General features: G+C 62.7%; 29 protein-coding genes. 16 read left to right on the forward strand and 13 right to left on the reverse strand.

Features of this window, described 5'->3' with window-relative positions:
- Positions 1-50 precede the first annotated feature (50 nt).
- Positions 51-869 (forward strand): helix-turn-helix domain-containing protein, encoded by an 819-nt coding sequence (locus tag PSAKL28_RS02765; protein WP_038606223.1) that lies wholly within the window; start codon positions 51-53, stop codon positions 867-869.
- Here the strand turns inward: PSAKL28_RS02765 and PSAKL28_RS02770 are convergent, their stop codons facing one another.
- Positions 870-1715, reverse strand: coding sequence for an alpha/beta hydrolase (locus PSAKL28_RS02770; protein WP_038606226.1), 846 nt, complete (start codon positions 1713-1715; stop codon positions 870-872).
- 163 nt (positions 1716-1878) lie between these two features.
- On the opposite strand from PSAKL28_RS02770, the gene PSAKL28_RS02775 reads away from it, so the two are divergent.
- Both PSAKL28_RS02775 and PSAKL28_RS02780 read left to right on the forward strand, forming a co-directional pair.
- Positions 1879-2763 (forward strand): sugar nucleotide-binding protein, encoded by an 885-nt coding sequence (locus tag PSAKL28_RS02775; RefSeq protein ID WP_038606229.1) that lies wholly within the window; start codon positions 1879-1881, stop codon positions 2761-2763.
- Positions 2756-3685 (forward strand): NAD-dependent epimerase/dehydratase family protein, encoded by a 930-nt coding sequence (locus PSAKL28_RS02780; RefSeq protein WP_038606232.1) that lies wholly within the window; start codon positions 2756-2758, stop codon positions 3683-3685. The genes PSAKL28_RS02775 and PSAKL28_RS02780 overlap by 8 nt, the downstream gene beginning before the upstream one ends.
- Positions 3686-3761: 76 nt before the next feature.
- Here the strand turns inward: PSAKL28_RS02780 and PSAKL28_RS02785 are convergent, their stop codons facing one another.
- The 5 genes from PSAKL28_RS02785 to PSAKL28_RS02805 all read right to left on the reverse strand — a co-directional run bounded on the left by PSAKL28_RS02785 (position 3762) and on the right by PSAKL28_RS02805 (position 7679).
- Positions 3762-4445 (reverse strand): OmpW/AlkL family protein, encoded by a 684-nt coding sequence (locus tag PSAKL28_RS02785; protein ID WP_038606235.1) that lies wholly within the window; start codon positions 4443-4445, stop codon positions 3762-3764.
- A gap of 109 nt (positions 4446-4554) precedes the next feature.
- Positions 4555-5070: a DUF3299 domain-containing protein gene (locus PSAKL28_RS02790; protein WP_038606238.1), complete on the reverse strand. Its 516-nt coding sequence runs from the start codon at positions 5068-5070 to the stop codon at positions 4555-4557.
- Positions 5071-5078: 8 nt separating this feature from the next.
- Entirely contained in the window at positions 5079-6344 is a 1266-nt protein-coding gene (locus PSAKL28_RS02795) for an ABC transporter permease (RefSeq protein WP_038606241.1), read from the reverse strand.
- Complete coding sequence (locus tag PSAKL28_RS02800; RefSeq protein ID WP_038606243.1) at positions 6344-7063, reverse strand: ABC transporter ATP-binding protein; 720 nt, start codon at positions 7061-7063, stop codon at positions 6344-6346. Before PSAKL28_RS02800 ends, PSAKL28_RS02795 begins: the two co-directional genes overlap by 1 nt.
- A gap of 46 nt (positions 7064-7109) precedes the next feature.
- Positions 7110-7679, reverse strand: a complete 570-nt coding sequence (locus PSAKL28_RS02805; RefSeq protein ID WP_038606246.1) for a DUF2796 domain-containing protein — start codon at positions 7677-7679, stop codon at positions 7110-7112.
- Positions 7680-7811: 132 nt separating this feature from the next.
- Here PSAKL28_RS02805 and PSAKL28_RS02810 point away from each other — a divergent pair, with 132 nt between their 5' ends.
- Positions 7812-8159 (forward strand): hypothetical protein, encoded by a 348-nt coding sequence (locus PSAKL28_RS02810; RefSeq protein ID WP_038606249.1) that lies wholly within the window; start codon positions 7812-7814, stop codon positions 8157-8159.
- 80 nt (positions 8160-8239) lie between these two features.
- Here the strand turns inward: PSAKL28_RS02810 and trxA are convergent, their stop codons facing one another.
- The 3 genes from trxA to PSAKL28_RS02825 are packed head-to-tail and all read right to left on the reverse strand — an operon-like array spanning position 8240 to position 10249.
- Positions 8240-9112, reverse strand: coding sequence for a thioredoxin (gene trxA, locus PSAKL28_RS02815; protein WP_038606251.1), 873 nt, complete (start codon positions 9110-9112; stop codon positions 8240-8242).
- 31 nt (positions 9113-9143) lie between these two features.
- Positions 9144-9803, reverse strand: a complete 660-nt coding sequence (locus PSAKL28_RS02820) for a class I SAM-dependent methyltransferase (RefSeq protein WP_038606254.1) — start codon at positions 9801-9803, stop codon at positions 9144-9146.
- Entirely contained in the window at positions 9803-10249 is a 447-nt protein-coding gene (locus PSAKL28_RS02825; RefSeq protein ID WP_038606256.1) for a YbaY family lipoprotein, read from the reverse strand. Before PSAKL28_RS02825 ends, PSAKL28_RS02820 begins: the two co-directional genes overlap by 1 nt.
- 107 nt (positions 10250-10356) lie before the next feature.
- On the opposite strand from PSAKL28_RS02825, the gene nrdR reads away from it, so the two are divergent.
- The 12 genes from nrdR to PSAKL28_RS02885 all read left to right on the forward strand — a co-directional run bounded on the left by nrdR (position 10357) and on the right by PSAKL28_RS02885 (position 19041).
- Positions 10357-10821 carry a transcriptional regulator NrdR gene (gene nrdR, locus PSAKL28_RS02830; protein ID WP_038606259.1) on the forward strand — a complete coding sequence of 155 codons (465 nt, stop codon included), beginning with the start codon at positions 10357-10359 and terminating at the stop codon, positions 10819-10821.
- Positions 10822-10823: 2 nt separating this feature from the next.
- Positions 10824-11954: a bifunctional diaminohydroxyphosphoribosylaminopyrimidine deaminase/5-amino-6-(5-phosphoribosylamino)uracil reductase RibD gene (gene ribD / locus PSAKL28_RS02835; RefSeq protein WP_038606263.1), complete on the forward strand. Its 1131-nt coding sequence runs from the start codon at positions 10824-10826 to the stop codon at positions 11952-11954.
- Between the two features lie 42 nt (positions 11955-11996).
- Positions 11997-12662, forward strand: a complete 666-nt coding sequence (locus tag PSAKL28_RS02840) for a riboflavin synthase (RefSeq protein ID WP_038606266.1) — start codon at positions 11997-11999, stop codon at positions 12660-12662.
- A gap of 18 nt (positions 12663-12680) precedes the next feature.
- Positions 12681-13772, forward strand: coding sequence for a bifunctional 3,4-dihydroxy-2-butanone-4-phosphate synthase/GTP cyclohydrolase II (ribBA, locus tag PSAKL28_RS02845; protein WP_038606268.1), 1092 nt, complete (start codon positions 12681-12683; stop codon positions 13770-13772).
- Positions 13773-13859: 87 nt separating this feature from the next.
- Positions 13860-14336, forward strand: coding sequence for a 6,7-dimethyl-8-ribityllumazine synthase (gene ribH / locus PSAKL28_RS02850; protein WP_028944446.1), 477 nt, complete (start codon positions 13860-13862; stop codon positions 14334-14336).
- The gene (nusB, locus tag PSAKL28_RS02855; RefSeq protein ID WP_038606270.1) at positions 14333-14833 is read left to right on the forward strand and encodes a transcription antitermination factor NusB; all 501 of its coding nucleotides are present in this window, start codon (positions 14333-14335) and stop codon (positions 14831-14833) included. Before ribH ends, nusB begins: the two co-directional genes overlap by 4 nt.
- An 18-nt stretch (positions 14834-14851) precedes the next feature.
- A complete protein-coding gene (thiL, locus tag PSAKL28_RS02860; RefSeq protein ID WP_038606272.1) occupies positions 14852-15817 on the forward strand; it encodes a thiamine-phosphate kinase in 966 nt (321 codons plus the stop codon).
- Positions 15814-16317 carry a phosphatidylglycerophosphatase A family protein gene (locus tag PSAKL28_RS02865; protein ID WP_038606274.1) on the forward strand — a complete coding sequence of 168 codons (504 nt, stop codon included), beginning with the start codon at positions 15814-15816 and terminating at the stop codon, positions 16315-16317. Before thiL ends, PSAKL28_RS02865 begins: the two co-directional genes overlap by 4 nt.
- Positions 16318-16329: 12 nt before the next feature.
- Entirely contained in the window at positions 16330-17085 is a 756-nt protein-coding gene (locus tag PSAKL28_RS02870; RefSeq protein ID WP_038606277.1) for a substrate-binding periplasmic protein, read from the forward strand.
- A gap of 113 nt (positions 17086-17198) precedes the next feature.
- A complete protein-coding gene (gene ribA / locus PSAKL28_RS02875) occupies positions 17199-17816 on the forward strand; it encodes a GTP cyclohydrolase II (RefSeq protein ID WP_038606280.1) in 618 nt (205 codons plus the stop codon).
- Positions 17813-18232 carry a hypothetical protein gene (locus PSAKL28_RS02880; protein ID WP_038606283.1) on the forward strand — a complete coding sequence of 140 codons (420 nt, stop codon included), beginning with the start codon at positions 17813-17815 and terminating at the stop codon, positions 18230-18232. Before ribA ends, PSAKL28_RS02880 begins: the two co-directional genes overlap by 4 nt.
- A complete protein-coding gene (locus tag PSAKL28_RS02885) occupies positions 18232-19041 on the forward strand; it encodes a cobalamin-binding protein (RefSeq protein WP_038606285.1) in 810 nt (269 codons plus the stop codon). The genes PSAKL28_RS02880 and PSAKL28_RS02885 overlap by 1 nt, the downstream gene beginning before the upstream one ends.
- On the opposite strand, the gene PSAKL28_RS02890 is transcribed toward PSAKL28_RS02885, so the two are convergent.
- The 4 genes from PSAKL28_RS02890 to PSAKL28_RS02905 form a co-directional block, all read right to left on the reverse strand.
- Complete coding sequence (locus PSAKL28_RS02890) at positions 19019-20899, reverse strand: TonB-dependent receptor domain-containing protein (RefSeq protein WP_038606288.1); 1881 nt, start codon at positions 20897-20899, stop codon at positions 19019-19021. The two genes, PSAKL28_RS02885 and PSAKL28_RS02890, sit on opposite strands and share 23 nt — an antisense overlap.
- Before the next feature lie 82 nt (positions 20900-20981).
- Positions 20982-22880, reverse strand: a complete 1899-nt coding sequence (gene dxs / locus PSAKL28_RS02895; RefSeq protein WP_038606291.1) for a 1-deoxy-D-xylulose-5-phosphate synthase — start codon at positions 22878-22880, stop codon at positions 20982-20984.
- 140 nt (positions 22881-23020) lie between these two features.
- Positions 23021-23908, reverse strand: a complete 888-nt coding sequence (locus PSAKL28_RS02900) for a polyprenyl synthetase family protein (protein WP_038606294.1) — start codon at positions 23906-23908, stop codon at positions 23021-23023.
- Positions 23905-24147 (reverse strand): exodeoxyribonuclease VII small subunit, encoded by a 243-nt coding sequence (locus tag PSAKL28_RS02905; protein WP_038606297.1) that lies wholly within the window; start codon positions 24145-24147, stop codon positions 23905-23907. Before PSAKL28_RS02905 ends, PSAKL28_RS02900 begins: the two co-directional genes overlap by 4 nt.
- Positions 24148-24262: the final 115 nt, after the last annotated feature.

A 24262-nucleotide genomic window follows, 5' to 3' on the forward strand; every position in this document is an offset into this window, starting at 1 on the left:
TGCGACTTGATGCTAAACTGGCGCCTATCGCATCACCTGGAACGGCTCGCATGAGCGAAAATCTTGGTACCAACCTCAAACTCGCCTGCAGTCACTACCGCTCTATCTCAGAGGTTTGCCGGCAGCTGTCGATCAACCGGGCACAGTTCAACAAGTACCTGAGCGGGCAAAGTCAGCCGACGCCGTTCAACCTCAAGCGCATCGGCGATTTCTTCGGTGTCGAGGATTACGAGCTGGGTTTGCCGCCTGAGCAGTTCGCCCGCTTGATCGGGGCGCGCAACCCGGCCAGCGTCAGCGTCCCGCAAGAAGATCCGCTGGGCGAACTGTTGCGGCCATTGCGTGAGCAGAGCGGCAACCTGTCGCGGTACTGCGGTTACTACTTCGAATACTCCAACTGCATGTCGGTGCCGGGCTCGATCCTGCTGTCGCTGGTGCACCTGCGCGAGGAGCGTGGCACCTTTCTGTTCGAGCGCCAGGAACGCCAGGAGCGTTCCAGCAGTACCGATGTGCAGGCCGAAGACTGGGTACGCTGTCGCTACCTGGGCGCGGCGTTCCAGTTGCAGGATCGCCTGTTTCTCATCGACTACGAGTCGCTGACGGTGAACGAGATGAGCCAGACCATCCTGATCCCCAGCTTCAAGAGCCGCATCACCCGCTTGAACGGCCTGAAAACCGGGGTGTCCAGTGGCGACCGGCGTACTCCGGCCTGCACCCGGGTGGTCTGGGAGTATCTGGGGACCGAGATCAACCGCATCAGCGCCTACCGCCAGGTGAAGCTGTATCGCCCGGACGATCCGCGCATCGATGACGATGTGCGCGAGCGCCTGAGTGTCGGGCCGATCAGCAACGGCTTGTTCGAGATCGAGTGATCAACTGGCGTCGAAGATGAACTCCGCGACGGTCTGCGCCACCTGATCTGCTACCAATGGTGCGCTACGCAAATGTGCCGCAACGCCGTGATCGCAGTTTGAGAGCAACAGACACTGAAGGTTTGGAGGCGGCACGGATTTGAGCAGCGAGCGGGTGACTTCTTCCGGGATCGGGCTGTAGCGCTGCGCGCCTGCCAGCCACAAGGTGCCGGCCGAAGTGCCTGCCCCCTGGCCATGCGTCTGGGAGTTGAGCCCGTCGAACTCACCCATCACCAGCAACACCCGGCCGTGGAACTGGCGCAGGAACTCAAAGCTGTCGCAGTCCAGAAAACCATAGGGCTTGCTGATTGCTGCAGTGAAGGCCGGGCCGAAGGGGGCGTCATGGGCGTTGTCGGGGTAGACGGCGGGACAGATCAGGATCAACTTATCCACAGTCGGTTGCTGCGCCGCCAGCTTCAAGGCGATGGATGCCCCCAGGCTATGACCGATCACGGTCTGGCAACGTGCAGCGATATGGCGGTGAAAGCGCAGCGCTTCCTCCCGGTTGGTGCGCAGCGAAGGCGCAAATGCACCCGGCTCGCTGGCCAGACTGTGCCCGGACAGGTTGGCGGTCAGTGAGCCGATACCCAATGCCTGTAGCCGGTAGAGCAGGGGGTTGAGGCGGGTAAAGTCCGAGCGTGCGCCACCGACAACGAACAGCGGCGCTGCGCGCTCCTCGTCGGGGATCAGTAGCCGCGCCTGTTGCTGATAGCTGTCGAAGGTTTCGCTGATGAACCGCTCAGCGCCGGGGCTGGGCTCATCGTATTGCCAGGTTGAACGTTGTGCTGAAGCCGCTTCAAGTTCCATGGACGTCGCCTTGAGAAGCCGAGGATGCTCGTGTCGGGCGCATTATAGGCCGTTTGCCGAATTGCGTAGATAAGGCGTTAGCTAGGCCAGCGTTGGACTTCCCCTGCCGGAAAACGCAAAATGTGCCCTTTCCTCAATCAATCTGACCGGATCTGCTGACTCTATGCGAATGCGCCTGATGCTGTTGGGTGGTGGAAATGCCCTTGGGCAAGCGCTGATTCGTCTCGGGGCCGAGGAAGATATCGGCTTTCTGGCACCGCGTCCGCCAGAGCACGGCTGGGACCCGGCCAGCCTGACCCAGTTGCTGGACGACACCCGCCCCGACGCATTGGTGAACCTGGCCTATTACTTCGACTGGTTCCAGGCCGAGTCCGTCAGCGAAAAGCGCCTGGCTCAGCAGGAGCGCTCGGTGGAGCGCCTGGCTGAACTGTGCCAGCACCACAACATCATTCTGGTCCAGCCTTCGAGCTACCGGGTGTTCGATGGCTCACGCGCCACCGCCTACAGCGAGAAGGATGAGCCGGTGCCCCTGGGCCTGCGTGGTCAGGCACTGTGGCGGATCGAACAGAGCGTACGGGCGACCTGCCCGCAGCACGTACTGCTGCGTTTTGGCTGGTTGCTCGACGAGAGCATCGATGGCGTGCTCGGGCGTTTTCTGACCCGCGCCGAACAGCCCCAGGAATTGCTCCTGGCCGATGATCGCCGGGGCAATCCAACACCGGTGGACGATGCCGCACGGGTGATTCTCTCGGTGCTCAAGCAGCTCGATTGCGCAGCACCCTTGTGGGGGACGTACCACTACGCCGGTAACGAAGCCACCACGCCGCTGGCGCTCGGTCAGGCTATCCTCACCGAAGCGGCGCAGCTACACCCACTGGCTGTTACCGCACCGACCGCGCAGGCCCATGCCGCACGTCCGGATGCCAGCGAAGAACCGCAACATGCAGTGCTGGCCTGCAAGAAAATTTTGCACACTTTCGGTATCAAGCCCCGCGCCTGGCGCTCGGGTTTGCCACCCTTACTGGATCGATTCTATCGTCATGGCTGATGCCCCAATTCTGATCACCGGTGGCGCCGGCTTCATCGGTTCTCACCTGAGCGATGCGCTGCTGGCAAAAGGCTATGCGGTACGGATCCTCGATGATCTGTCCACCGGCAAACCCGCCAACCTGCAAATGGCCAACCCCGGGCTTGAGCTGATCGAAGGCGATGTCGCCGATGCTGAGCTGGTCAAGCGCGTGGCTGCGGGGTGCCAGGCGGTTGTGCATCTGGCCGCCGTTGCCTCGGTGCAGGCCTCGGTGGACGACCCGGTGAAAACTCATCAGAGCAACTTCATTGGCACCTTGAATGTCTGCGAAGCCATGCGCCTCAATGGCATCAAGCGGGTGCTGTTTGCCTCCAGCGCGGCCGTCTACGGCAACAATGGCGAAGGCCTGGCGGTCGAGGAAGATGCCCCCAAGGCGCCTCTCACGCCCTATGCCGTGGACAAGCTGGCCAGTGAGCAATACCTGGACTTCTATCGTCGCCAGCATGGCCTGGAGCCGGTGGTGTTCCGCTTCTTCAACATCTTCGGGCCACGCCAGGATCCGTCTTCGCCGTATTCCGGGGTGATCAGCATTTTCTGCGAGCGCGCCTTGAGCCGACAGCCGATTACCTTGTTCGGCGACGGCGAACAGACCCGGGACTTTCTCTATGTGGGGGATCTGGTCAGCGTAATGGTTCAGGCCCTGGAGCAGGTGCAGGTTGAAGACGGCGCGGTGAATATCGGCTTGAACCAGGCCACTTCACTGAACCAGTTGCTGGCCGCGCTGAAATCGGTGGTCGGTGATTTGCCAGCGATCAGCCATGGGCCGGCGCGCTCCGGCGACATCCGTCACTCGCGGGCGAACAACCAGCGCTTGCTGGCGCGTTTTGATTTTCCCGAGGCGACGCCGTTGGCCGAGGGGCTGGCGCGATTGCTGGGACGCTGAAAGCATCGCGGGGCAAGCCCGCTCCCACCGATTCAGTGGGAGCGGGCTTGCCCCGCGATGTACCTCAAACGTTAGATCAGAACTTGTAACCAACACCGACCATGTAGACCCATGGATCGACATCTACGTCGACCTTGGTCTTGCCGACGCCCAGAGCGCTCGGGCCGTCCATGGTGGCCTTGGTGTCGATGTCGATGTACCAGACCGCGGCGTTGACCAGGAAGTGTTCGTTGATCATGTAGTCCATACCCAGCTGACCAGCCAGACCGAACGAGTCTTTGACTTTCAGGTTGCTGAAGCCCTGGGCTTTGCGGTTGCTGTCCAGGTCTTCGTCAAAGAACATGGTGTAGTTCAGACCGATACCGGCATATGGCTGGAACTTCGAGCTTGGTTCCATCGGGTAGTACTGCAGCGACAGGGTCGGTGGCAGTTGTTTGATATCGCCCAGCTTGCCATCCAGGCCAGGGCCGAGGCCCTTGACGCCGACAGTGTGGTGGAACGGCGTGGCGGCCAGCAGCTCCAGGCCGATGTGGTCGGTCAGCATGTAGGCGAAGGTCAGGCCCAGTTGGGTATCGCTATCCAGAGTCGCCTTGGTACCGGACACCTTGGTGCCGTCGAGCTTGATGTCACTGCTGTCCTCGTTGGGATTAACAGTAATTGCGCCGGCACGCACGATGATGTCGCCAGCCTGGTGGGCGTGGGCAACAGGGGCTGCGAGCGCCAAGGCGAAAAGCGAGGCGCTGAGCAAGGACTTGTTCATGGAAGCTCCCAGAGGACGTTTAGAATTGGTACGTCCAATGGTAAAGAGCCATTATTTTCGCGATTTGACCCAGCTCAATGAAAGCGTCAAAGCCATTGTGTGGGGCCAATCATTCTAGTTCATAAGCGTAGATTTTCTCGGCTTCCATCTGGTAACCGGCGTCGGCCAGTTCACTGCTGGTGCTTTTCACCTGCATCCGGCCTTCGATCCAGTAGGGCTGATAGAGGTCCTCGACGCGCACACCCATCTCACTGACGATATGCACGATCTGGTTCGAAGGTGGCGGCGGCACGTGGATGCAGGCGCCGTAGTAGGGCACCAGGAGAAACTCGGTGGTGCGACCTTCTTCACTGACTTCCAGCGGCACGATGTAGCCCGGTAACTTCACTTGCTGGCCATCGAGGGCCTTGACCACCGGCGCGTTCGGCACCTGCTGGTGGGCGGCCGGAGCCGATTCGGCGGCCAGGGCATCGCTCAATTGCGACAGGTCATGCAGCGGCGCCAGTTGCGGCTGGACGATTGGCGCACCGGCGGGAATCAGTTGCGGCCACTCCAGGGTGCGCGGTTCGTCCGCCCATAAGGGCGTGCTCACCAGCAGCAGTATCGACAGCAGAATGCGTGGCATCAAAGGTCTCACAAGTGAATGGACAGGCCGTCGGCCAGAGACTGCCGATAGGCGCGCCAGGCCGGCACGCTACCCATGAGCAGTGCGGCCCCGAGAATGATCGCCAGCAGGCTCCATTCATGGGCACTTGGCCAGGCCAGCGGCAGGAACAGGCCGTAGTTGGCTTGTACATAACCCTGAGCCAGGGCAATCCCCAGGTACAGCAAGCCCAGACCGGCAGCGATGCCGACCACTGCCAGGGCCAGCGCCTCAAGCACCAGCAGCCCGGCAATATGCCACGGACGGGCACCGACCGAGCGCAAAATGGCCATCTCCCGGCGCCGCTCGTTGAGGCTGGTGAGGATGGCGGTGAGCATACCGATCAACCCGGTCAGTACGACGAACAGGGAGACCACGAACAACGCCTGCTCGGCAGTGCCCATCAGGCTCCAGAGTTCTTGCAGGGCGACCCCCGGCAGGATCGCCAGCAGCGGCTCATTGCGGTACTCGTTGATCTCGCGCTGCAGGCTGAAGGTGGCGATCTTGTTGTTCAGGCCCAGCATGAACGCGGTGATCGCGGCGGGCTTGAGGTCCATGTCACGCGCCTGCTCGGCGCTGATCCGTCCGGCACCACGGGCCGGTACGCCGTTGTGCCAGTCGATGTGAATCGCTTCCATACCGCCCAGGCTGATATGCAGGGTGCGGTCCACCGGGGTGCCGGTGCGTTGCAGTACGCCGACCACGGTGAAGGGTTTGTCGTCATGCTTGACCAGACTGATGGCGGCCACACCGTGGGCCAGCACCAGCTTGTCACCGAGCTTGTAATGCAGGGCCTGGGCGACTTCGGCGCCCAGCACCACTTCGAACGGGTCGGTGGCGAACGCGCGGCCCTCGGCCAATTGCAGGTTTTGCTTGCGGCCGTACTGATAATGCTCGAAGTAACTGCCGGTAGTGCCCATGACCCGGTAGCCGCGATGCGAGTCACCGAGTGAGATCGGAATCGCCCATTTCACCCGCTTGTCACTGGCGTAGTGTTCGTAGCTGTCCCAGCGGATGTTGTTGGTGGCATTGCCGATGCGGAACACCGAGTACAGCAGCAGGTTTACCGAGCCGGAACGGGCGCCGACGATCAGGTCGGTGCCGCTGATGGTGCTGGCGAAGCTGGCGCGGGCTTCGGTGCGCACCCGCTCAACGGCCAGCAGCAAACACACCGACAGGGCAATGGCAAAGGCGGTCAGAAAGGCGGTGAAACGACGGTTGGCGAGGCTCGCCAGGGCTAGACGGAGCAGGTACATCAGGCCTCCTGAGCGTTGGCTGGCAGGGCTGCGCGGTTGAGCTCGGCGAGTGACAACTGACGGTCGAACAACGTGGCCAGGCTCTGGTCATGGCTGACGAACAGCAGGCTGGAGCCGGCGTCACGGCATTCGGCGAACAGCAGACGAATGAACGCTTCGCGGGTGTCGGCGTCGAGGGCTGAAGTCGGCTCGTCGGCGATCACCAGTTCCGGCTGGCCGATCAGCGCGCGGGCGGCAGCGACCCGCTGCTGCTGGCCGATCGACAGGCTGTCGGCACGGCGGGCGAGCAAGTCCGGATCTTTCAGGCCGAGGTGGGCGAGCAGGCTGGCGGCTGCCTGATCGATACTGCCGTGGCGTTCGGCGGCGCGTTGCGCGCGGCTGCGCGAGAAGCGGCAGGGCAGTTCGACGTTTTCCCGTACGGAAAGAAACGGCAGCAGGTTGAACTGCTGGAAAATGTAGCCGGTGTGATCAACGCGGAAGCGATCACGGGCGCCCTGTTTCAACTTGCTCAAGTCTTGGCCAAGCAGGCGGATGCTGCCGCGGTCGGGTACCTGCACACCGCCGAGCAGGCCGAGCAGGGTGGTTTTGCCGCTGCCACTGGGGCCTTTGAGAAACAACGATTCGCCGGCTTCCAGGCGCAAGGCGGGAATCTCCAGCAGGGGGGCTTGGCCCGGCCAGGCAAAGCCCAGGTCGGTCAGTTCAATCAGTGCCTGGCTCATAAATGAACGCCCGGGTTACCCCGGGCGTTTCGCTGCAAAAGGGCTATCAGAAAGTGATCGTGGTTTTCGCCGGGGTCGCTTCGACACCCTGCTGACCGTTTGGCCCGATCAGTTGTAGCTGAATTTTCTGGGTGGCGGGGAAGGCTTTGAACAGGGGGCTCAGGTCGAGGTTGGTGAGTTGCTCGGGCTTCTCGCAATTGAGTCGGTAGTGCGCGTGGATGTCGCTGTGGTCATGAGCATGACCGTCATCATCCGCCGCTGGCTTGTCGCCGAACAGCGGGCTTTCCAGTTCCTGATCGCTTTCGCTGCAGTTGGCCGCCTTGCTCAAGGCGAACAGGGCCAGCGGTTTTTCCAACTGGGCGCGCACGGTGGCGACCTTGGCTTTATCGGCAGCGCTGCTGGGGGCATACTCGAAACCGACCAGGTTCATCGCCGGGCTGTCCAGTTCCAGCTCCAGAGCTTTGCCATCGAGTACCACATTGAGGCGAGCGACGCCGTGCTCATGGGCGGCGAGGCTGCCATGGGCGTGGTCATGATCATGCTCGTGGTCCTTATGGGCATGAGCAACGGCCAGGGGCAGCAAGGCGAACGGCAAGGCAAGGAACAGGCGACGCATGGGCAGGACTCCACGAGGGCACAGGATGTGTTTGGTTATGTTATAACAACTTGTTCTGCCGGTGCCAGTGCGCTTGGCGACGGATCGTCGGCGTGGGAGCATGGAGCCCGTCACTGAGTAGAGGAAACGACCGTGCGAATTCGTGGACATATCGGCGACTGGCCGGTGGACTTGACCCTGGAGCTGGACCCGGCGGAATGGGCGCATCTGGGCGGACAATTGGCGGCTGTGGCGCCGGTCGCGACGGATGCTGCAGTGGCATCGGTGGCCAATGCCCGGCCGGATGACGCTCTCTGGCAGGCGGCACGTGAGGTATTGCGCAACGCCGGGCAGCTCAATGGGCCGACGTTGCTTGAACATCTGGAAGGGCTGGCGGGGAGTACTGCAGCGGGCAAGCGCCTGCTGGTGCGCTTGCGCCATAGTGCCGAGGTGAAGGTCGAAAGCGGGGCGGATGCGCCGGTTTATCACTGGGTCGGGTGAAAGCTATCGCGGGGCAAGCCCGCTCCCACAGGGGCTCTACCATCCCGGTGGGAGCGGGCTTGCCCCGCGAAAAGTTCTGATCAGTACAACGCAGCAAACAGCTTGCGCCGGTAAGTCCCCACCAGCGGATGGTCATTGCCCAGCAGATCGAACACCTGCAGCAGCGTCTTGTGCGGCAAGCCGCCTTCATAACCGCGATTACGCGTGAACAGCTTGAGCATGCCGTCCAGCGCCGCTTCGTACTGCTGGCGGGAAAGCTGCTGGATGCACAGCTGATAGGCCGCTTCATCGTCCTCACTGTTCTGTGCCAGGCGTGCCTTGAGATCGGCAACTTCCGGCAGGCTTGCGGCCTGACGCAGGAACGTCAGCTGAGCCTTGGCGCCGGCCAGGGCAGCCTTGTGCTCATCGCTCTTGACCGCATCCAGCACGGTCTGGGCTTCACCCAGTTCGCCGCGTTCAGCCAGGCAACGGGCGTACAGAATCAAGGCAGCGGCATTGCTGTTGTCTTCGCTCAGCAGCGCTTTCAGCGTGGCTTCGGCTTCGCTGAAGCGCCCTTCGGCAAACAGTCCCTGAGCCAGTTCCAGCGGATCGGCAGCAGCCGGCGGCGGCATTTGCACATGCGGCTCGAGCAGCGCACGGATCGCCGACTCAGGCTGGGCACCGGCAAAGCCGTCGACCGGCTGACCGTCTTTGAACAGCACCACGGTAGGCAGGCTGCGAATGCCGAAGCGGGCAACGATGTCCTGTTCGATATCGCAGTTGACCTTGGCCAGCAACAACTCGCCTTGATAGCTCTCGGTGATTTGCGCAAGCAGCGGCATCAGCGCCTTGCAGGGGGCGCACCACTCGGCCCAGAAATCCACCAGCACCGGTTTGTGGTGGGAGTTGGCGATTACCAGCTGGTCGAAATCGGCAGCGCTGGTATCGAAAACATAGGGTGTGTCTTGGCTCATCGCGACTCTCGAAAATCCGTGAATGACATCACTATAAAGGCTGGCGGCTGGCGTGGTACAGGCTGACCCGGCGGAATTCGTGGGGCTCGGCCAGGTCCGGCAGGGTCAGGGCCTCCAGCACGCCCAAAGGCTGGTACAGCGGATGACTGAAGTCGCGTACCCGCGAGTCGGCCACCAGGGCTTGCTGGCCGCGGCTGAGGAACTCATCGAGCAGTGGCAGGTTGGCCCGGTCATAGAGCACGTCGGCCACCAGGATCAGGTCGAAACGGTCGGCTTCCTGGAAGAAGTCCTCGGAATAGCTCAGCTCCACGCCATTGAGCTCGGCGTTGGCCCGGCAGGCTTGCAGGGCCAGCGGGTCGAGATCACAGGCCACGACCTCAAGAGCGCCCGCGCGGGCGGCTGCGATCCCGGCGATCCCGGAGCCGGCGCCAAAATCCAGCACGCGCTTGCCTTCTACCCAGTGCCGGTGCTGGTCCAGGTAGCGGGCCATGGCCAGGCCACTGGCCCAACAGAAGCTCCAGTACGGCGGCTCGTGGAGGATGCGCCGGGTTTCTTCCGAACTGAATTCGCGGTCCATGTTCTCGGCATCGATCAGCCACAGCTTGAGCGCGCACTCAGGTAGGTCGCTGACCACCAAGCGGGCATCGCCGAGCAGTTCGCCCAAGGCCTGTTGTAAAGGTGCGGGTGCCATTATGGCGCTCGTTCGAAGCGCAGCGGGCCGGTGACCTGGGTCTGCGCCTGGAAAATCCGCACAGGCGGCAGGTGCAGGATCAGTTGCCCGGATTTGCTCGCGCGGCCGCGCAATTCGACCCGCGCCCCGGCCGGGAAGGTTTCGGGGTTGAAGCGCAGTTGGTACGGCAGGTCCAGGCCATTGCTGCTGAGCGTGCTGCTGGCCAGCAGGTTTTGCGGGCGGCCGCGGTCATCGATGACCAGCAAGGCCAGTTCGACTTCGGCACCGGCCGGAATATTGAGCAAGGTTCCGCTCAATTCACGTTGATAGGCCGGCAAAGGGCCGAGGGCTTTCGCGGTTTTACTGGCAACCGGTGCTTTTGGAGCCGGTGCAGTCTGGGGTTGATCGCTGCTGCAGGCTGCCAGCAAGGCGGCAAAACTGAGCACAACGAGCGCTCGAAATGGCATGGGGAATTCCTTCGCGGCATGTTTCCTGAGTGGATGGTAACCCCTTTGGCTTGTCTTGCCAGTGGGATGCGCTACCATGGCCCTCCCTTTTTTTGTTGCCTGCCACCATGCACTGTCCCTTCTGCGGTGCCAACGACACCAAGGTCATCGACTCTCGACTGGTTGCCGAGGGCGAGCAAGTGCGCCGTCGGCGCGAATGCGTCGCCTGCGGTGAGCGTTTCACCACCTTCGAAACCGCCGAGCTGGTTTTGCCGCGCCTGATCAAACAGGACGGCAGCCGCCAACCCTTCGACGAAGAAAAACTGCGCGCCGGAATGCAGCGTGCCCTGGAAAAACGCCCGGTCAGCGTCGAGCGCCTGGAAGCGGCGCTGGCGCACATCAAGCACAAGCTGCGGGCAACCGGCGAACGCGAGGTCAAATCGCTGGTGGTCGGTGAGCTGGTGATGAACGAGCTGCAGAAGCTCGATGAAGTCGCCTACATCCGCTTCGCCTCGGTCTACCGGCGCTTCCAGGACCTCAACGAGTTTCGCGAAGAAATCGACCGCCTGGCCCGTGAGCCGGCTAAAGAGTGAGCATGTCCAACGAACGCGCGGTACTCGACGCCCATTACATGGCCCGGGCCTTGGAACTGGCCCGCAAGGGCTTGTATTCGACCCACCCGAATCCGCGCGTCGGTTGTGTGATTGTTCGCGACGGCCAGATCGTCGGCGAAGGCTGGCATGTGCGTGCCGGTGAGCCGCACGCCGAAGTGCATGCGCTGCGTCAGGCCGGCGAGCTGGCCCGTGGCGCCTGTGCCTACGTCACCCTTGAACCGTGCAGCCACCACGGGCGCACGCCGCCGTGTGCCGAGGCGCTGGTCAAGGCTGGCGTGGCGCGGGTGGTCGCCGCCATGCAGGACCCTAACCCGCAAGTCGCAGGTCAAGGCCTCAAGCGTCTGGCCGAAGTCGGTATCGAAGTCGCCAGTGGCGTACTCGAAGCGGAGGCGCGCGCGCTCAACCCGGGCTTCCTCAAGCGCATGGAATGCGGTCTGCCCTTCGTGCGGGCCAAGCTGGCAATGAGCCTGGATGGCCGCACGGCCATGGCCAACGGTGAAAGCCAGTGGATCACCGGGCCCGCCGCGCGCTCAGCGGTACAGCGTCTGCGTGCACGCTCCAGCGTGGTGCTGAGCAGTGCCGAAAGCGTCCTGGCCGACAAGGCGCGGATGACGGTGCGCGCTGACGAGCTGGGCCTCGATCCGCAAACCACAGCCCTGGCCCTGGCGCGTCCGCCCCTGCGGGTGCTGGTCGATGGCCGCTTGCGCCTGCCGCTGGATGCGCCGTTCTTCCAGGCCGGCCCGGCGCTGGTGGTCACTGCCGCCAGCGACGACCCGCGTTACGCCGAAGCCGGCCATGAGCTGCTGAGCCTGGCGGGCGAGGGCGGCCGGGTCGACCTGTCTGCGCTGATGCGTGAGCTGGCGCAGCGTGGAACCAGCGAAGTGCTGCTCGAGGCCGGTGCCGGTCTGGTCGGGGCCTTTGCCCAGCTTGGCCTGATCGATGAGTACCAGATCTTTGTTGCCGGCAAGTTCCTCGGTTCCAGTGCCCGTCCGTTGCTGGACTGGCCGCTGAACCACATGAATGAAGCGGTGCAACTGAAAATAACTGAAATGCGCGCGGTAGGCGATGACTGGCGAGTCACTGCCATCCCTGTGCCGGCGTCCGGCGTATAATTCCAGGCTAGCCACGCGCAGCCCTGTTCTCGAGGAGGACTCATGTTTACTGGCATCATCGAATCCATCGGCAGCATCCGCTCGCTGACGCCCAAAGGCGGCGACGTGCGGGTCTATGTCGAAACCGGCAAGCTCGACCTGGGCGACGTCAAACTCGGCGACAGCATCGCCGTCAATGGTGTGTGCCTGACTGCGGTCGAGCTGCCTGGCGATGGCTTCTGGGCTGACGTCAGCCGTGAAACCCTCGACTGCACCGCCTTCAACGAGCTGAAAAGCGGCAGCCGGGTCAACCTGGAAAAAGCCCTGACCCCGACCACCCGCCTGGGCGGCCATCTGGTCAGCGGCCACGTCGACGGTGTCGGCGAAGTGGTGTCGCGCAGCGATAACGCCCGCGCCATCCAGTTCCGCATTCGTGCACCCAAGGAGCTGGCCAAGTACATTGCCCACAAGGGCTCGATCACCGTCGATGGCACCAGCCTGACCGTGAACGTCGTCGATGGCGCCGAGTTCGAACTGACCATCGTCCCGCATACCCTGGCCGAAACCATCATGGCCGACTACCGCCCAGGTCGTCGGGTCAACCTTGAGGTCGACCTGCTGGCCCGTTACCTGGAGCGTTTGCTGCTGGGTGACAAAGCCGCCGAGCCGAGCACCGGCAGCGGCATTACCGAAAGTTTCCTGGCCGCCAACGGCTACCTGAAATCCTGATTTGAAAGGGGGTGCCGCGTGGCGCTCAACAGCATCGAAGAACTGGTTGAAGACATCCGCCAGGGCAAAATGGTCATTCTCATGGATGACGAAGACCGCGAGAACGAAGGCGACCTGATCATGGCCGCCGAGTGCTGCAAGGCCGAACACATCAATTTCATGGCCAAGCACGCCCGTGGCCTGATCTGCATGCCGATGTCGCGCGAGCGCTGCGAAACGCTCAAGCTGCCACTGATGGCGCCGCGTAACGGTTCGGGCTTCGGCACCAAGTTCACCGTTTCGATCGAAGCCGCCGAAGGGGTGACCACCGGTATCTCCGCTGCGGACCGCGCGCGCACCGTGCAAGCGGCCGCCGCCCGTGATGCCAAGGCCGAAGACATCGTCAGCCCCGGCCACATCTTCCCGCTGATGGCCCAGCCTGGCGGCACCCTGGCCCGTGCCGGCCACACCGAAGCTGCCTGCGACCTGGCGCGCATGGCCGGTTTCGAGCCGAGCGGGGTGATCTGCGAAGTGATGAATGACGACGGCACCATGTCGCGTCGTCCGGAACTGGAAGTCTTCGCCGCCGAGCATGGCATCAAGATCGGCACCATCGCCGACCTGATCCACTACCGGATGATCCACGAACGTACCATTCAGCGGATTTCCGAGCAGCCGCTGGACAGCGAACTGGGCAGTTTCAACCTGGTGACCTACCGCGATTCGGTCGAAGGCGACGTGCACATGGCCCTGACCCTGGGCAACATCTGCGCCGAAGAACCGACCCTGGTGCGCGTGCACAACATGGACCCGCTGCGCGACCTGCTGATGGTCAAGCAACCGGGCCGCTGGAGCCTGCGCGCCGCCATGAGCGCGGTTGCCGAAGCCGGCAGCGGTGTCGTGCTGCTGCTCGGTCACCCGCTGGAAGGCGACGTGCTGCTGGCGCATATCCGCGAAAGCGCCGATGCCGCGCCGGCGAAAACCCCGACCACTTACAGCACCGTCGGTGCCGGTTCGCAGATCCTGCGCGACCTGGGCGTACGTAAAATGCGCCTGATGAGTTCGCCAATGAAGTTCAATGCGATATCCGGATTCGATCTGGAAGTTGTAGAATACGTGCCCTCCGAATAAAGCAGGCGGTTTGTCGCGCTGCCATTCGTGTCCCAAACCCTCACAGGCCGCCATTTGCGGCCTGGCTCTTTAAGATGAGAACTCGCAATGACCCTGAAGACCATCGAAGGTACCTTCATTGCCCCCAAAGGTCGCTATGCTTTGGTGGTTGGCCGCTTTAACAGCTTCGTCGTCGAAAGCCTGGTAAGCGGTGCTGTTGATGCCCTGGTTCGCCATGGCGTGAGCGAAAGCGACATCACCATCATCCGTGCCCCGGGTGCCTTTGAAATCCCGCTGGTAGCACAGAAAGTCGCCCAGCAAAGCGAATACGCCGCAATCATCGCCCTGGGCGCGGTGATCCGTGGCGGTACCCCGCACTTCGAATACGTTGCGGGCGAATGCACCAAGGGCCTGGCCCAGGTGTCCATGGAGTTCGGCGTACCGGTTGCCTTCGGTGTCCTGACTGTCGATTCGATCGAACAGGCCATTGAGCGTTCCGGCACCAAAGCCGGCAACAAGGGTGCCGAAGCTGCCCTGTCCGCTCTGGAAATGGTCAGCCTGCTGGCGCAGTTGGAGGCCAAGTGATTAGCGACGAAAGCGATCGTTTCAACCCGCGCGATCCAAAACCTGCGGATGCTGGCAAACCATCGAAAAGCGCCAAGCGTCGCGAAGCCCGTCAGCTCGCGACTCAGGCACTGTATCAATGGCACATGGCCCGGCAATCGCTGAACGAGATCGAAGCGCAGTTCCGGGTCGATAACGATTTCACCGATGTCGACGGTGCCTACTTCCGCGAAATCCTCCACGGGGTTCCGGCGAAGAAAGTCGAGATCGACGAAGCACTGAAGCCGTGCCTGGACCTGGCCCTTGAAGAACTCGATCCAGTTGAACTGGCGGTACTGCGCCTGTCTACCTGGGAGTTCATGATGCGCGCTGATGTACCGTACCGCGTCGTCATCAACGAAGGCGTCGAACTGGCCAAGGTGTTCGGTGCCACTGACGGACACAAGTTCGTCAACGGTGTGCTCGACAAACTGGCTCCGCGGCTGCGTGAAGCCGAAGTAAAGGCGTTCAAGCGCTGATTGCGGCGCTGATTACCAATGGGTGAGTTCGAGCTGATTCGCCATTACTTCGCCGCTGCGCCCTGCGCGCAAGGCGGCGAAGCGGTTGCGCTGGGCATTGGCGATGATTGTGCCTTGCTCAGCCTGCCGCCTGGCGAGCAACTGGCGATCTCCACCGACACGCTAGTGGCCGGGGTGCATTTCCCGGCTGTCTGCGACCCTTTTCTGCTCGGTCAGCGTTCGCTGGCTGTTGCCGCCAGTGACCTGGCTGCCATGGGCGCCACACCCATCGGCTTTACCCTTGCCCTGACCTTGCCTGAGGTGCGTGCCGACTGGCTGCAGGCTTATGCCCGTGGACTGAACCAGATGGCTCAAGCTTGCAGGCTGAGCCTGATCGGTGGCGACACCACCCGTGGCCCGTTGAGCCTGACCATGACCGTATTCGGTCGTGTGCCGGCAGGCCAGGCCTTGACCCGCAGTGGCGCGCGCGCCGGCGACCTGCTGTGTGTTGGCGGCGAGCTGGGCAATGCCGCCGGCGCCTTGCCTTTGGTCCTCGACCAGCGCCAGGCCGACCCCGCTGTGGCCGATCCGTTGCTCGCCCATTACTGGTCGCCGCAGCCGCAATTTGCCCTGGGGCAGGCGCTGCGCGGCAAGGCGACTGCGGCGCTGGATATCTCCGATGGCTTGTTGGCCGACTGCGGGCATATCGCCAAGGCTTCGCAAGTGTCGCTGCAGGTCGAGCTGGATCGGCTGCCGTTGTCGGCTGCGCTGCAAGCGTTCTTCGGTCACGCAGGCGCTCAACAAGCCGCACTGGCCGGCGGCGACGACTATGTACTGGCGTTCACCCTGCCTGAAGCCGAGCTGGAACCACTGCGGGCTGCGGGTTGGCCGATTCATGTGGTGGGGCGTGCAGGCGCTGGCGCTGGCGTCAGCCTGGTGGACGGCCAGGGACAGAACATCACCCCGACAACCCGGGGCTATCAACATTTTAGGGAGCAACCGTGACCGATCACCCCAATCAGGTGCCTGCGGAGAACGTTCCGCCGTCGGTCTGGCGTAATCCGTGGCACTTTCTCGCATTCGGCTTCGGCTCCGGGACTTTGCCCAAAGCGCCGGGAACCTGGGGCTCGCTGGTAGCTTTGCCGTTTATCCCGTTGTGGCAGATGTTGCCCGACTGGGGCTATTGGCTGATGCTCGGCCTGACCATGCTGTTTGGCTTCTGGCTGTGTGGCAAGGTTGCCGATGACTTGCGTGTTCATGACCATGAAGGCATTGTCTGGGACGAGATGGTCGGCATGTGGATCACCCTGTGGTTGGTCCCCGAAGGCTGGCAATGGCTGTTGGCGGGCTTTCTGATGTTCCGCTTTTTCGACATCCTTAAACCCTGGCCAATTCGCTGGGTTGACCGCCATGTGCACGGCGGTGTCGGTATCATGCTTGACGATGTGCTGGCGGGCGTCTTCGCTTGGTTGGGTATGCAGGTGCTTGTATGGAGTGTCACTTAAGGGAGTGGTGCAATGCGTGGATGGCGAGTAGTCCTGTTGATCCTGGCGCTGGTCGCCAGCAGTGTTCACGCCAGCGAGACCATCGAAGTGCCCAAGCAAGTACGGTTGGCCAGTGAGCGTTGGGAGGATTACACCAACGCTGACGGTACGGGTATTGCCTGGGATATCCTGCGCAAGGTGTTCGAGCCTGCCGGTGTCAAGGTAGAGGTGCTCAGCGTGCCGTACAGCCGGGCAATTGGCCTGGTCAAACGCGGCGAAGCCGATGCCTGGGTCGGTTCCTATCACGAAGAAAGCACCGACAATCTCTACCCACGGTGGAATTTCGACACCGACCATATCTACGCCCTGAGCCTTACCAGCAAGCCTGTGCCGACCCCGGAGAACCTGGGGCAGTTCAAGCTTTCCTGGGTGCGCGGCTATGACTATCAGGACTACCTGCCCAATGTCGGCGAGTACCGGGAAGTGCAGCGTCGCGAAGGGATCTTGCCAATGCTCGAACGCGGGCGTGTGGATTTCTACATCGATGCGCAGACTGAAGTTGACTACGTTCTAGGCCAGGCTGCAGCGGGTGAGCGGCGCAGGTTTCGCAGCACGCACATTGCCGAACTGCCGCTGTATCTGGCCTTTGGCAAAACTGATGAGGCCCGGGCGCTCAAGGAACTGTTTGACCAGCGAATGGACAAACTGGTCGCCAATGGCGAGTTGCGTGAAATCTTCAGCCATTGGTCTCAGCCCTATCCGTTCGACGAGAAGGCGCGCCTGGAGTAGGCCAAATCGTATCTATCGATGGGTTTGAGCAAAGATTCGACCTGAGCAGCCCGTGCACATGCTGGTACAATCGGCTCACTTTATTCTTCAAGCTTTCAAATCAGGAGCACAAAGTGCCCGTCGTCTTTGTTGCCGCTTCCAAGCTGCCTACCCCGTTTGCGATTTTCACCATGCATGGTTTTCTCGATGAAGCCACGGGCCGCGAGCACGTTGTGCTCAGCCTGGGTGATATCGCCGATGGGCAACCGGTGCTCGGACGCCTGCATTCCGAATGCCTGACCGGCGATGCTTTGTTCAGCCAGCGTTGCGACTGCGGTTCGCAGCTTGAGGCTGCCCTGCAGGCGATCGCCCGCGAAGGCCGTGGCGTACTGCTGTACCTGCGCCAGGAAGGCCGTGGCATTGGCCTGCTGAACAAGATCCGTGCTTACGAGCTGCAGGACGGTGGTGCCGACACGGTCGAGGCCAACGAGCGCCTGGGCTTTGCCGCCGATCAGCGTGACTATGGCATGTGCCAGCCGATGCTTGAGCACCTGGGGGTCAAGTCGCTGCGATTGATGACCAACAACCCGCGCAAGGTCAAGGCACTGACCGGCATGGGCATCCCGGTCGCCGAGCGTGTGCCGCTGCACACCGGTCATAACCCGCACAACAAACACTACCTGGCCACCAAGGCTGGCAAGCTCGGCCACATGATGGGCAACGAGCACCAAGGCGAGGCCGGTCGGGCGTGACCCGCGCCCAGGTTCGCCGTCGCCTCGAACTCGCCTGGTGGCAATACCTGGCGCTGGCGCTGGCGCCGTTGCTGGTATTTGCCTGGGCCTTTGGTGACCTGCAGGCATTGATTGCAGTCCTGGCCATGCCGGTGTTCATTGCCGGTGTGGCCTCGATGTTCCTCAGCCTGCCACGCTTTGGTGCCTACAAACGGGCACTGATCGCTACCCAGAAAGCCCTCGACAGCGACGCCGAACCTGCCGCCTGGACCGAACTGGCGCGTGTACGGCGCCTGGGCATGCTGTTCGCCTGCCTGCCGGCATGGATCTCGGCGTTGTCGGTGTTCGTTGGCCTGGAAACAGTGCCGCAGATCCTCCTGGCGATCTCCAGTCTGGTACTGCTCTATCTCTACCGTATCCCGCGTCAGCTCGGCTGATGCGTGGCGTTCTGCTGCTGGTGTTGCTGGCACTGGCCGCGCCACTGGCAGCTGCTTCGCGGGTGGTCAGCCTGGCCCCCTCGCTGACGGAAATCGTTGTTGAACTGCATGCCACTGATTTGCTGGTGGGCATGCTCGACGGTGGCGAGCGGCCCGCGGCCTTGGCCCAGGTGCCTTCGGTCGGGCGCTACGGCCAGATCGACATGGAGCGGCTGCTCAGTCTCAAGCCTGATCTGTTACTGCTCTGGCCGGGCAGCGTTCCGGCGGCCCAGCGTGACCAGCTCACGCGTCTGGGTATCGCCACCTACACCGCCGACCCCCATGGCATTGATGAGCTGATCGAACAGATTGAGGCCATCGGTGTGCAAATGGGGCGCGCGGAGCAAGGGCGAGCGCGTGCGCAGCAGCTGCGTGAGCAATTTTACAAGCTCCGTGCGCAGTATCATCGTCAACAGCCGCTAAGGGTGTTCTACCAGGTGTGGGACAAACCTTTGTACACCGTCGGTGGCGGGCAGATCGTCAGTGATGCCCTGGCGGTGTGCGGCGCGCGTAATGTGTTCGCCGAGCTCAAGGTGCCTGCGCCACAGGTGAATCTGGAGTCGGTGCTGTTGCGCGATCCCCAGGTGATCCTCGCCAGCGACCAGGCCCAGCTCGACGCCTGGAAGGCCTGGCCGCAGGTCGATGCCGTGCGCCATGGGCGTTTGCTGCTGGTGCCGGACAAGGGCCTGGAACGGCCCAGCGGGCAGATGATCGAAGCGACGGCGCGGTTGTGTCAGGTGCTCGACGTTAAAGCGCCGGTGTCCAGGTGATACCGAGCAGCCAGGTGCGGCCTTCTTCGCGGTAACCGTACTGGCTACCTTCGTAGGTATACAGAGCGCGGGAATAGGCCTTGTCCAGCAGGTTGTCGACCTTCAGGTCCAGCTTGATTTCAGGATTCAATGTCCAGCTGCTGCGTAGACCGAGAAGGCCGTAGCCGCCCAGGCTATTGCTGTTGGCCTCATCGTCGTAACTGCTGCTCACCGCCTGCCAGCTAGCGCCCAGCCCCAGTTGATCGAACTGCCGATCAAGGTCCAGGCTCAGGGTGCGGCGAGCGCGGCGGGCCAGGGTATGACCGCTGTCGCGATCGCGAGGGTCAATCAGCGCCAGGCCGAGGTTGCTCTGCCAGCCGAACCATTGTTGGTGCAGGGCCGCTTCAAAGCCGTTGATTCGGGCTGAGGCCACGTTGCGCGGGATCGAACCTTCACCAAAGATGATCGCATCGCGCAGGTCCGTACGGTAAATCGAGGTTTCCAGGCGACTGTCTGCACCGAGCTGGCTTCGCCACTGCAGTTCGTAGCTTTTCGAACGCTCAGGCTTGAGGTTCGGGTTGCTGTACTGCGGGTAATACAGGTCGTTGAACGTCGGGGCGCGGAAGCCTTCGCTGTAGGACAGCAGCAGGTCGTTATCCGGGTTGACCGGCAGGGTCAGGCTGCCGCTCCAGGTATTTTGCCCACCGAATTGCTGGTTCTGGTCGCGACGCAAGCCCAGTTCGGTGGAAAACCACTCCCCCTTGAAGCGGTGCTGGATAAAGGCTGCGCGGTTCCAGCGGCTATCCTCGTCGAAATCGGTGCTGCCGTGAACACGGTCCTGGTACCAGTCGGCGCCGAGCATCAAGCTGTTCTGCTCATCGAGCGTCAGGTCGTTCTGCCAGCTGGCTGAATCGCGATAGGTGTTGAACTCGCTGCCGTCGCTGCTGAGTTTGTCGCGCTTCTTGTCGCGGTTTTCGCTATGGCCGACTTCGAGACGCGAATACCAGTGCTCGTTGAGTTGTGCGCCCAGGTAGGTGCCCAGGCTACTGACGGTGTAGTCGGTGTAGGGGGCTTGGCCGAAACTCTGGAAGGTGTCCATGTCGAAGCGACCGTACGGGTTGTCGTACTCGCTACGGCCGCGGCTGTCGAGCAGGTTGAGGCCGGCCTCTACTTCGTCACTGAAGTTGTGGCTCAGGCTCAGGTTGAACGACTTGTTGCGATAGGCGTCATGGTCGCCATCGCTTGGGTAGGAGGTGTGGCTCCAGTCAATGCCGGCGCTTTCATCGAGGCTGGCACCGAGATTGAAGCGGGTATCCTGGTCGCCACCAGAAAGGCCAAGGCTGCGTTGCCAGGTCTGATTGCTGCCTGCGGCCAGGCGCAGGCGTGGCTGCAGACCCTCTTGGGCGCTGCGGCGGGTGAAAATCTGGATGACACCGCCAATAGCGTCGCTGCCGTAGACCGCCGAACGTGAACCGCGCAGTACTTCCACCCGCTCGATCTGGTCGATATTCAAAAACTGCAGACCGCTGTCACCGGAAGTGGCGTTGGCAATGCGCACGCCGTCTACCAGCACCAGGCTTTGTGCGGTCTTGCTGCCGCGGATGTAGATGCCGGGCACGCTGCCACGTCCGCCGGTACGTGCGACCTGTACGCCCGGTACGCGGGTCAGCAGGTCGGTGACGCTGGTAGGCTGCAGGCGATCGATGTCGTTACGGGTAAACACCGTATTGGCGGCACTGGATTGCGTGCGGTCCTCGACCTGGCGGTTAGCGCTGATCAGGGTGTCGGGCAGCTTCAGGGCGCTGTCGCGGTCGATGGGATCGGCGAGGAGGGCGGTGGGCAGGCAGAGCAGGAGCGGGGTAAGGGGGGAGAGCTTCATGGCAGTTCCATTGCTATCGCGGGGCAAGCCCGCTCCCACAGGGTTGAACTCTGTGGGAGCGGGCTTGCCCCGCGATGAGGCCCTAAAGGCCGAGCAGTTGCAGGCGCTGACGCACCGAAGCCTCGATACCGGCAACATCCAGCCCGCACTCGGCGAGCATCTGCGCAGGTTTGGCATGCTCGACATAGACGTCAGGCAGGCCCAGGTGCAGTACCGGCTTGAGCAGTGCTTCGCGGGCGAGGAACTCGCTGACCGCAGCACCCGCGCCACCCATGATGGCGTTCTCTTCGATGGTCACCAGCAGCTCGTGGCTGGCCGCCATTTCGCGTACCAGTGCTTCATCCAGCGGTTTGACGAAGCGCATGTCGACGACGGTGGCATCAAGATTTTCAGCCACCTTCAACGCTTCTGTCAGCTGCACGCCAAACACCAGCAGGGCGACTTTGCTACCCTGGCGGCGAACTACGCCCTTGCCGATTTCCAGCGGCTCGAGGTTGTTCTCGATGGTCGCGTTCGGGCCGCTGCCGCGCGGGTAGCGCACCGCTGCCGGACCGTTGTACAGGTGACCGGTGCTGAGCATCTTGCGCAGCTCGTTCTCGTCGCTCGGGGTCATCACCAGCATGCCGGGGATGCAGCGCAGGAACGACAGGTCGAAGCTACCGGCGTGAGTCGGGCCGTCTTCGCCGACCAGGCCGGCACGGTCGATGGCAAACAGCACGTCGAGGTTCTGCACGGCAACGTCGTGGATCAGCTGATCGTAGGCGCGCTGCAGGAACGTCGAGTAGATCGCCACCACCGGCTTGGCGCCTTCGCAGGCCATACCGGCCGCGAGGGTCACGGCATGCTGTTCGGCAATCGCCACGTCGAAGTAACGCTGCGGATAGCGCTCGCTGAACGCCACCAGATCAGAGCCTTCTTTCATCGCCGGGGTGATGCCGACCAGGCGTTCGTCAGCCGCGGCCATGTCGCACAGCCACTGGCCGAACACTGCCGAGTACTTCGGACCGCTAGCCTTTTTCGGCGCGGCAGCCGGTGCATCGACGGGCTCAAGCTTGGTGATGGCGTGGTAACCGATCGGGTCGACTTCCGCCGGGGCGAAGCCTTTGCCCTTTTTCGTCACTACGTGCAGGAACTGCGGGCCTTTGAGGTCGCGCATGTTACGCAGGGTGGTGATCAGGGTTGGCAGGTCGTGACCGTCGATTGGCCCGATGTAGTTCCAGCCCAGCTCTTCGAACAGGGTGCCGGGCACCAGCATGCCCTTGGCGTACTCTTCGGTGCGGCGGGCGATTTCCCAGGCACCAGGCAGGCGCGAGAGGACCTTCTTGCTGCCCTCGCGCATGCTCGAATAGGTGCGGCTGGAGAGAATCTTGGCCAGGTAGTTGGACAGGCCGCCGACATTGCGCGAGATCGACATGTCGTTGTCGTTGAGGATCACCAGCATGTCGGCATCGACTTCCTGGGCGTGGTTCAACGCCTCGAAGGCCATGCCGGCAGTCAGCGCGCCGTCACCGATCACGGCGATGGACTTGCGCGGATCGTTCTGCAGGCGGGCGGCGATGGCCATGCCCAGCGCTGCGCTGATCGAGGTGCTGGAGTGACCGACGCCAAAGGTGTCGTACTCGCTCTCGGCGCGACGCGGGAAGGCGGCCAGGCCGTCCTTCTGGCGCAGGGTGTGCATGCGCTGTCGGCGACCGGTGAGGATCTTGTGCGGATAGGCCTGGTGACCCACGTCCCACACCAGCCGGTCGTCCGGGGTGTCGAAAACGTAGTGCAGGGCAATCGTCAGCTCGATGACGCCCAGGCCGGCACCGAAATGCCCGCCGGTCTGACCAACGGTATAGAGCAGCTCCTGGCGCAGTTCGTCAGCCAGGTTCTCCAGGTCGGCTTCAGCCAGCCGGCGCAGGCCGGCAGGCGTATCGGCACGGTCGAGCAGCGGCGTGACCGGGCGTTCGCGGGGGATCTCTTGAAACGTCGTGGGCATCAGGCGAATCGTTATAGATATGAAGTGGCGGCAGTTTACCTTATTGCGGTATTGGCTGCCCATTTGGGCTGATCGCGGGGCAAGCCCGCTCCTACAGTAATGTCTGTGGGAGCGGGCTTGCCCCGCGATGCGATCAGCGTTTAATTACGGCGCTCAACGATATACCGTGCCAACTCGCGCAACGGCTCAGCCGCTGCGTCGAATGGCCGCAGGGCCTCCAGCGCCTGGTCGCGCAGTTCCAGGGCATAGGCCTTGGCGGCTTGCAGCCCGAGCAGGGCCGGGTAGGTCGGTTTGTCGCGGGCGATATCGGCACCCTGGCGTTTGCCGAGGGTTTCGGTGTCGCTCTCGACGTCGAGAATATCGTCCTGCACCTGAAACGCCAGGCCGATGGCCCGGGCGTAGATCTGCAGGGCATTGAGCTGCGCTTGATCGGCACGCGCACTGGCCAGGGCGCCGAGGCGCACGCTGGCTTCGATCAGGGCGCCGGTCTTGTGCCGGTGCATGAATTCAAGCGCGGTCTGATCAAGCTTGAGGCCCACCGAACCGAGGTCGATGGCCTGGCCACCGACCATACCGGCCGGGCCCGCGGCCAGGGCCAGGGTCTGGACCATGGCCAGGCGAATACTGTCCGCCTGCGGGCTCAGCCGCGGATCGAGCAGGGCGTTGAATGCCAGGCTCTGCAAGCCATCGCCAGCGAGGATCGCGCAGGCTTCGTCAAAGGCTTTGTGGGTGGTCGGCTGACCACGGCGCAGGTCGTCATCGTCCATGGCCGGCAGGTCGTCGTGCACCAGTGAATAGGCATGGATCAGCTCGACGGCGCAGGCGGCACCATTGGCCTGCTCGGGGGCAGCGCCGAGGGCTTCGCAGGCGGCATAGGCGAGCAACGGGCGCACGCGCTTGCCGCCGTTCATCACGCTGTAGCGCATGGCGGCGTAGAGGCGGGTGAGTTCTACCGAAGGGGCGACAAACAACTGCTCGAGGGCCGCATCGACCCGGGCCTGACAGCTGGCCTGATAGTGGGCAATCATTCTGCCTGTTCCGCGTCGAAAGGTTCGGCCTTCAGTTCGCCATCGCGCTCCAGCAACACCTGGACCTTCTGCTCGGCCTGGACCAGCGCGGCCTGGCAGTCGCGGGTCAGGCTGATGCCTTGTTCGAACGCGGTCAGCGAGTCTTCCAGCGACAGCTCACCGTTCTCCAGGCGTTCGACCAGGGTTTGCAGGTCGGCGAGGGATTGCTCGAAATCGATGGAGGCTTTTTTTCGGGCCATGGCGGCTGTCTCGGTGGCGGTATAAACGGCGCGACACTAGCAGAGCGGGGCGGGGGGAGCAAATCGATAGGGCGGATCTTTCGTCGCATTCTGTTGCATAAAGACCGACGGCTAA

The sequence above is a fragment of the Pseudomonas alkylphenolica genome (assembly GCF_000746525.1).
Taxonomy (GTDB): domain Bacteria; phylum Pseudomonadota; class Gammaproteobacteria; order Pseudomonadales; family Pseudomonadaceae; genus Aquipseudomonas; species Aquipseudomonas alkylphenolica.

Coding starts and splice junctions, on each gene's coding strand:
- PSAKL28_RS02765 (WP_038606223.1), top strand. CDS start 51: ATGAGCGAAAATCTTGGTACCAACCTCAAACTCGCCTGCAGTCACTAC.
- PSAKL28_RS02770 (WP_038606226.1), bottom strand. CDS start 1,715: ATGGAACTTGAAGCGGCTTCAGCACAACGTTCAACCTGGCAATACGAT.
- PSAKL28_RS02775 (WP_038606229.1), top strand. CDS start 1,879: ATGCGAATGCGCCTGATGCTGTTGGGTGGTGGAAATGCCCTTGGGCAA.
- PSAKL28_RS02780 (WP_038606232.1), top strand. CDS start 2,756: ATGGCTGATGCCCCAATTCTGATCACCGGTGGCGCCGGCTTCATCGGT.
- PSAKL28_RS02785 (WP_038606235.1), bottom strand. CDS start 4,445: ATGAACAAGTCCTTGCTCAGCGCCTCGCTTTTCGCCTTGGCGCTCGCA.
- PSAKL28_RS02790 (WP_038606238.1), bottom strand. CDS start 5,070: ATGCCACGCATTCTGCTGTCGATACTGCTGCTGGTGAGCACGCCCTTA.
- PSAKL28_RS02795 (WP_038606241.1), bottom strand. CDS start 6,344: ATGTACCTGCTCCGTCTAGCCCTGGCGAGCCTCGCCAACCGTCGTTTC.
- PSAKL28_RS02800 (WP_038606243.1), bottom strand. CDS start 7,063: ATGAGCCAGGCACTGATTGAACTGACCGACCTGGGCTTTGCCTGGCCG.
- PSAKL28_RS02805 (WP_038606246.1), bottom strand. CDS start 7,679: ATGCGTCGCCTGTTCCTTGCCTTGCCGTTCGCCTTGCTGCCCCTGGCC.
- trxA (WP_038606251.1), bottom strand. CDS start 9,112: ATGAGCCAAGACACACCCTATGTTTTCGATACCAGCGCTGCCGATTTC.
- PSAKL28_RS02820 (WP_038606254.1), bottom strand. CDS start 9,803: ATGGCACCCGCACCTTTACAACAGGCCTTGGGCGAACTGCTCGGCGAT.
- PSAKL28_RS02825 (WP_038606256.1), bottom strand. CDS start 10,249: ATGCCATTTCGAGCGCTCGTTGTGCTCAGTTTTGCCGCCTTGCTGGCA.
- nrdR (WP_038606259.1), top strand. CDS start 10,357: ATGCACTGTCCCTTCTGCGGTGCCAACGACACCAAGGTCATCGACTCT.
- ribD (WP_038606263.1), top strand. CDS start 10,824: ATGTCCAACGAACGCGCGGTACTCGACGCCCATTACATGGCCCGGGCC.
- PSAKL28_RS02840 (WP_038606266.1), top strand. CDS start 11,997: ATGTTTACTGGCATCATCGAATCCATCGGCAGCATCCGCTCGCTGACG.
- ribH (WP_028944446.1), top strand. CDS start 13,860: ATGACCCTGAAGACCATCGAAGGTACCTTCATTGCCCCCAAAGGTCGC.
- thiL (WP_038606272.1), top strand. CDS start 14,852: ATGGGTGAGTTCGAGCTGATTCGCCATTACTTCGCCGCTGCGCCCTGC.
- PSAKL28_RS02870 (WP_038606277.1), top strand. CDS start 16,330: ATGCGTGGATGGCGAGTAGTCCTGTTGATCCTGGCGCTGGTCGCCAGC.
- PSAKL28_RS02885 (WP_038606285.1), top strand. CDS start 18,232: ATGCGTGGCGTTCTGCTGCTGGTGTTGCTGGCACTGGCCGCGCCACTG.
- PSAKL28_RS02890 (WP_038606288.1), bottom strand. CDS start 20,899: ATGAAGCTCTCCCCCCTTACCCCGCTCCTGCTCTGCCTGCCCACCGCC.
- dxs (WP_038606291.1), bottom strand. CDS start 22,880: ATGCCCACGACGTTTCAAGAGATCCCCCGCGAACGCCCGGTCACGCCG.
- PSAKL28_RS02900 (WP_038606294.1), bottom strand. CDS start 23,908: ATGATTGCCCACTATCAGGCCAGCTGTCAGGCCCGGGTCGATGCGGCC.
- PSAKL28_RS02905 (WP_038606297.1), bottom strand. CDS start 24,147: ATGGCCCGAAAAAAAGCCTCCATCGATTTCGAGCAATCCCTCGCCGAC.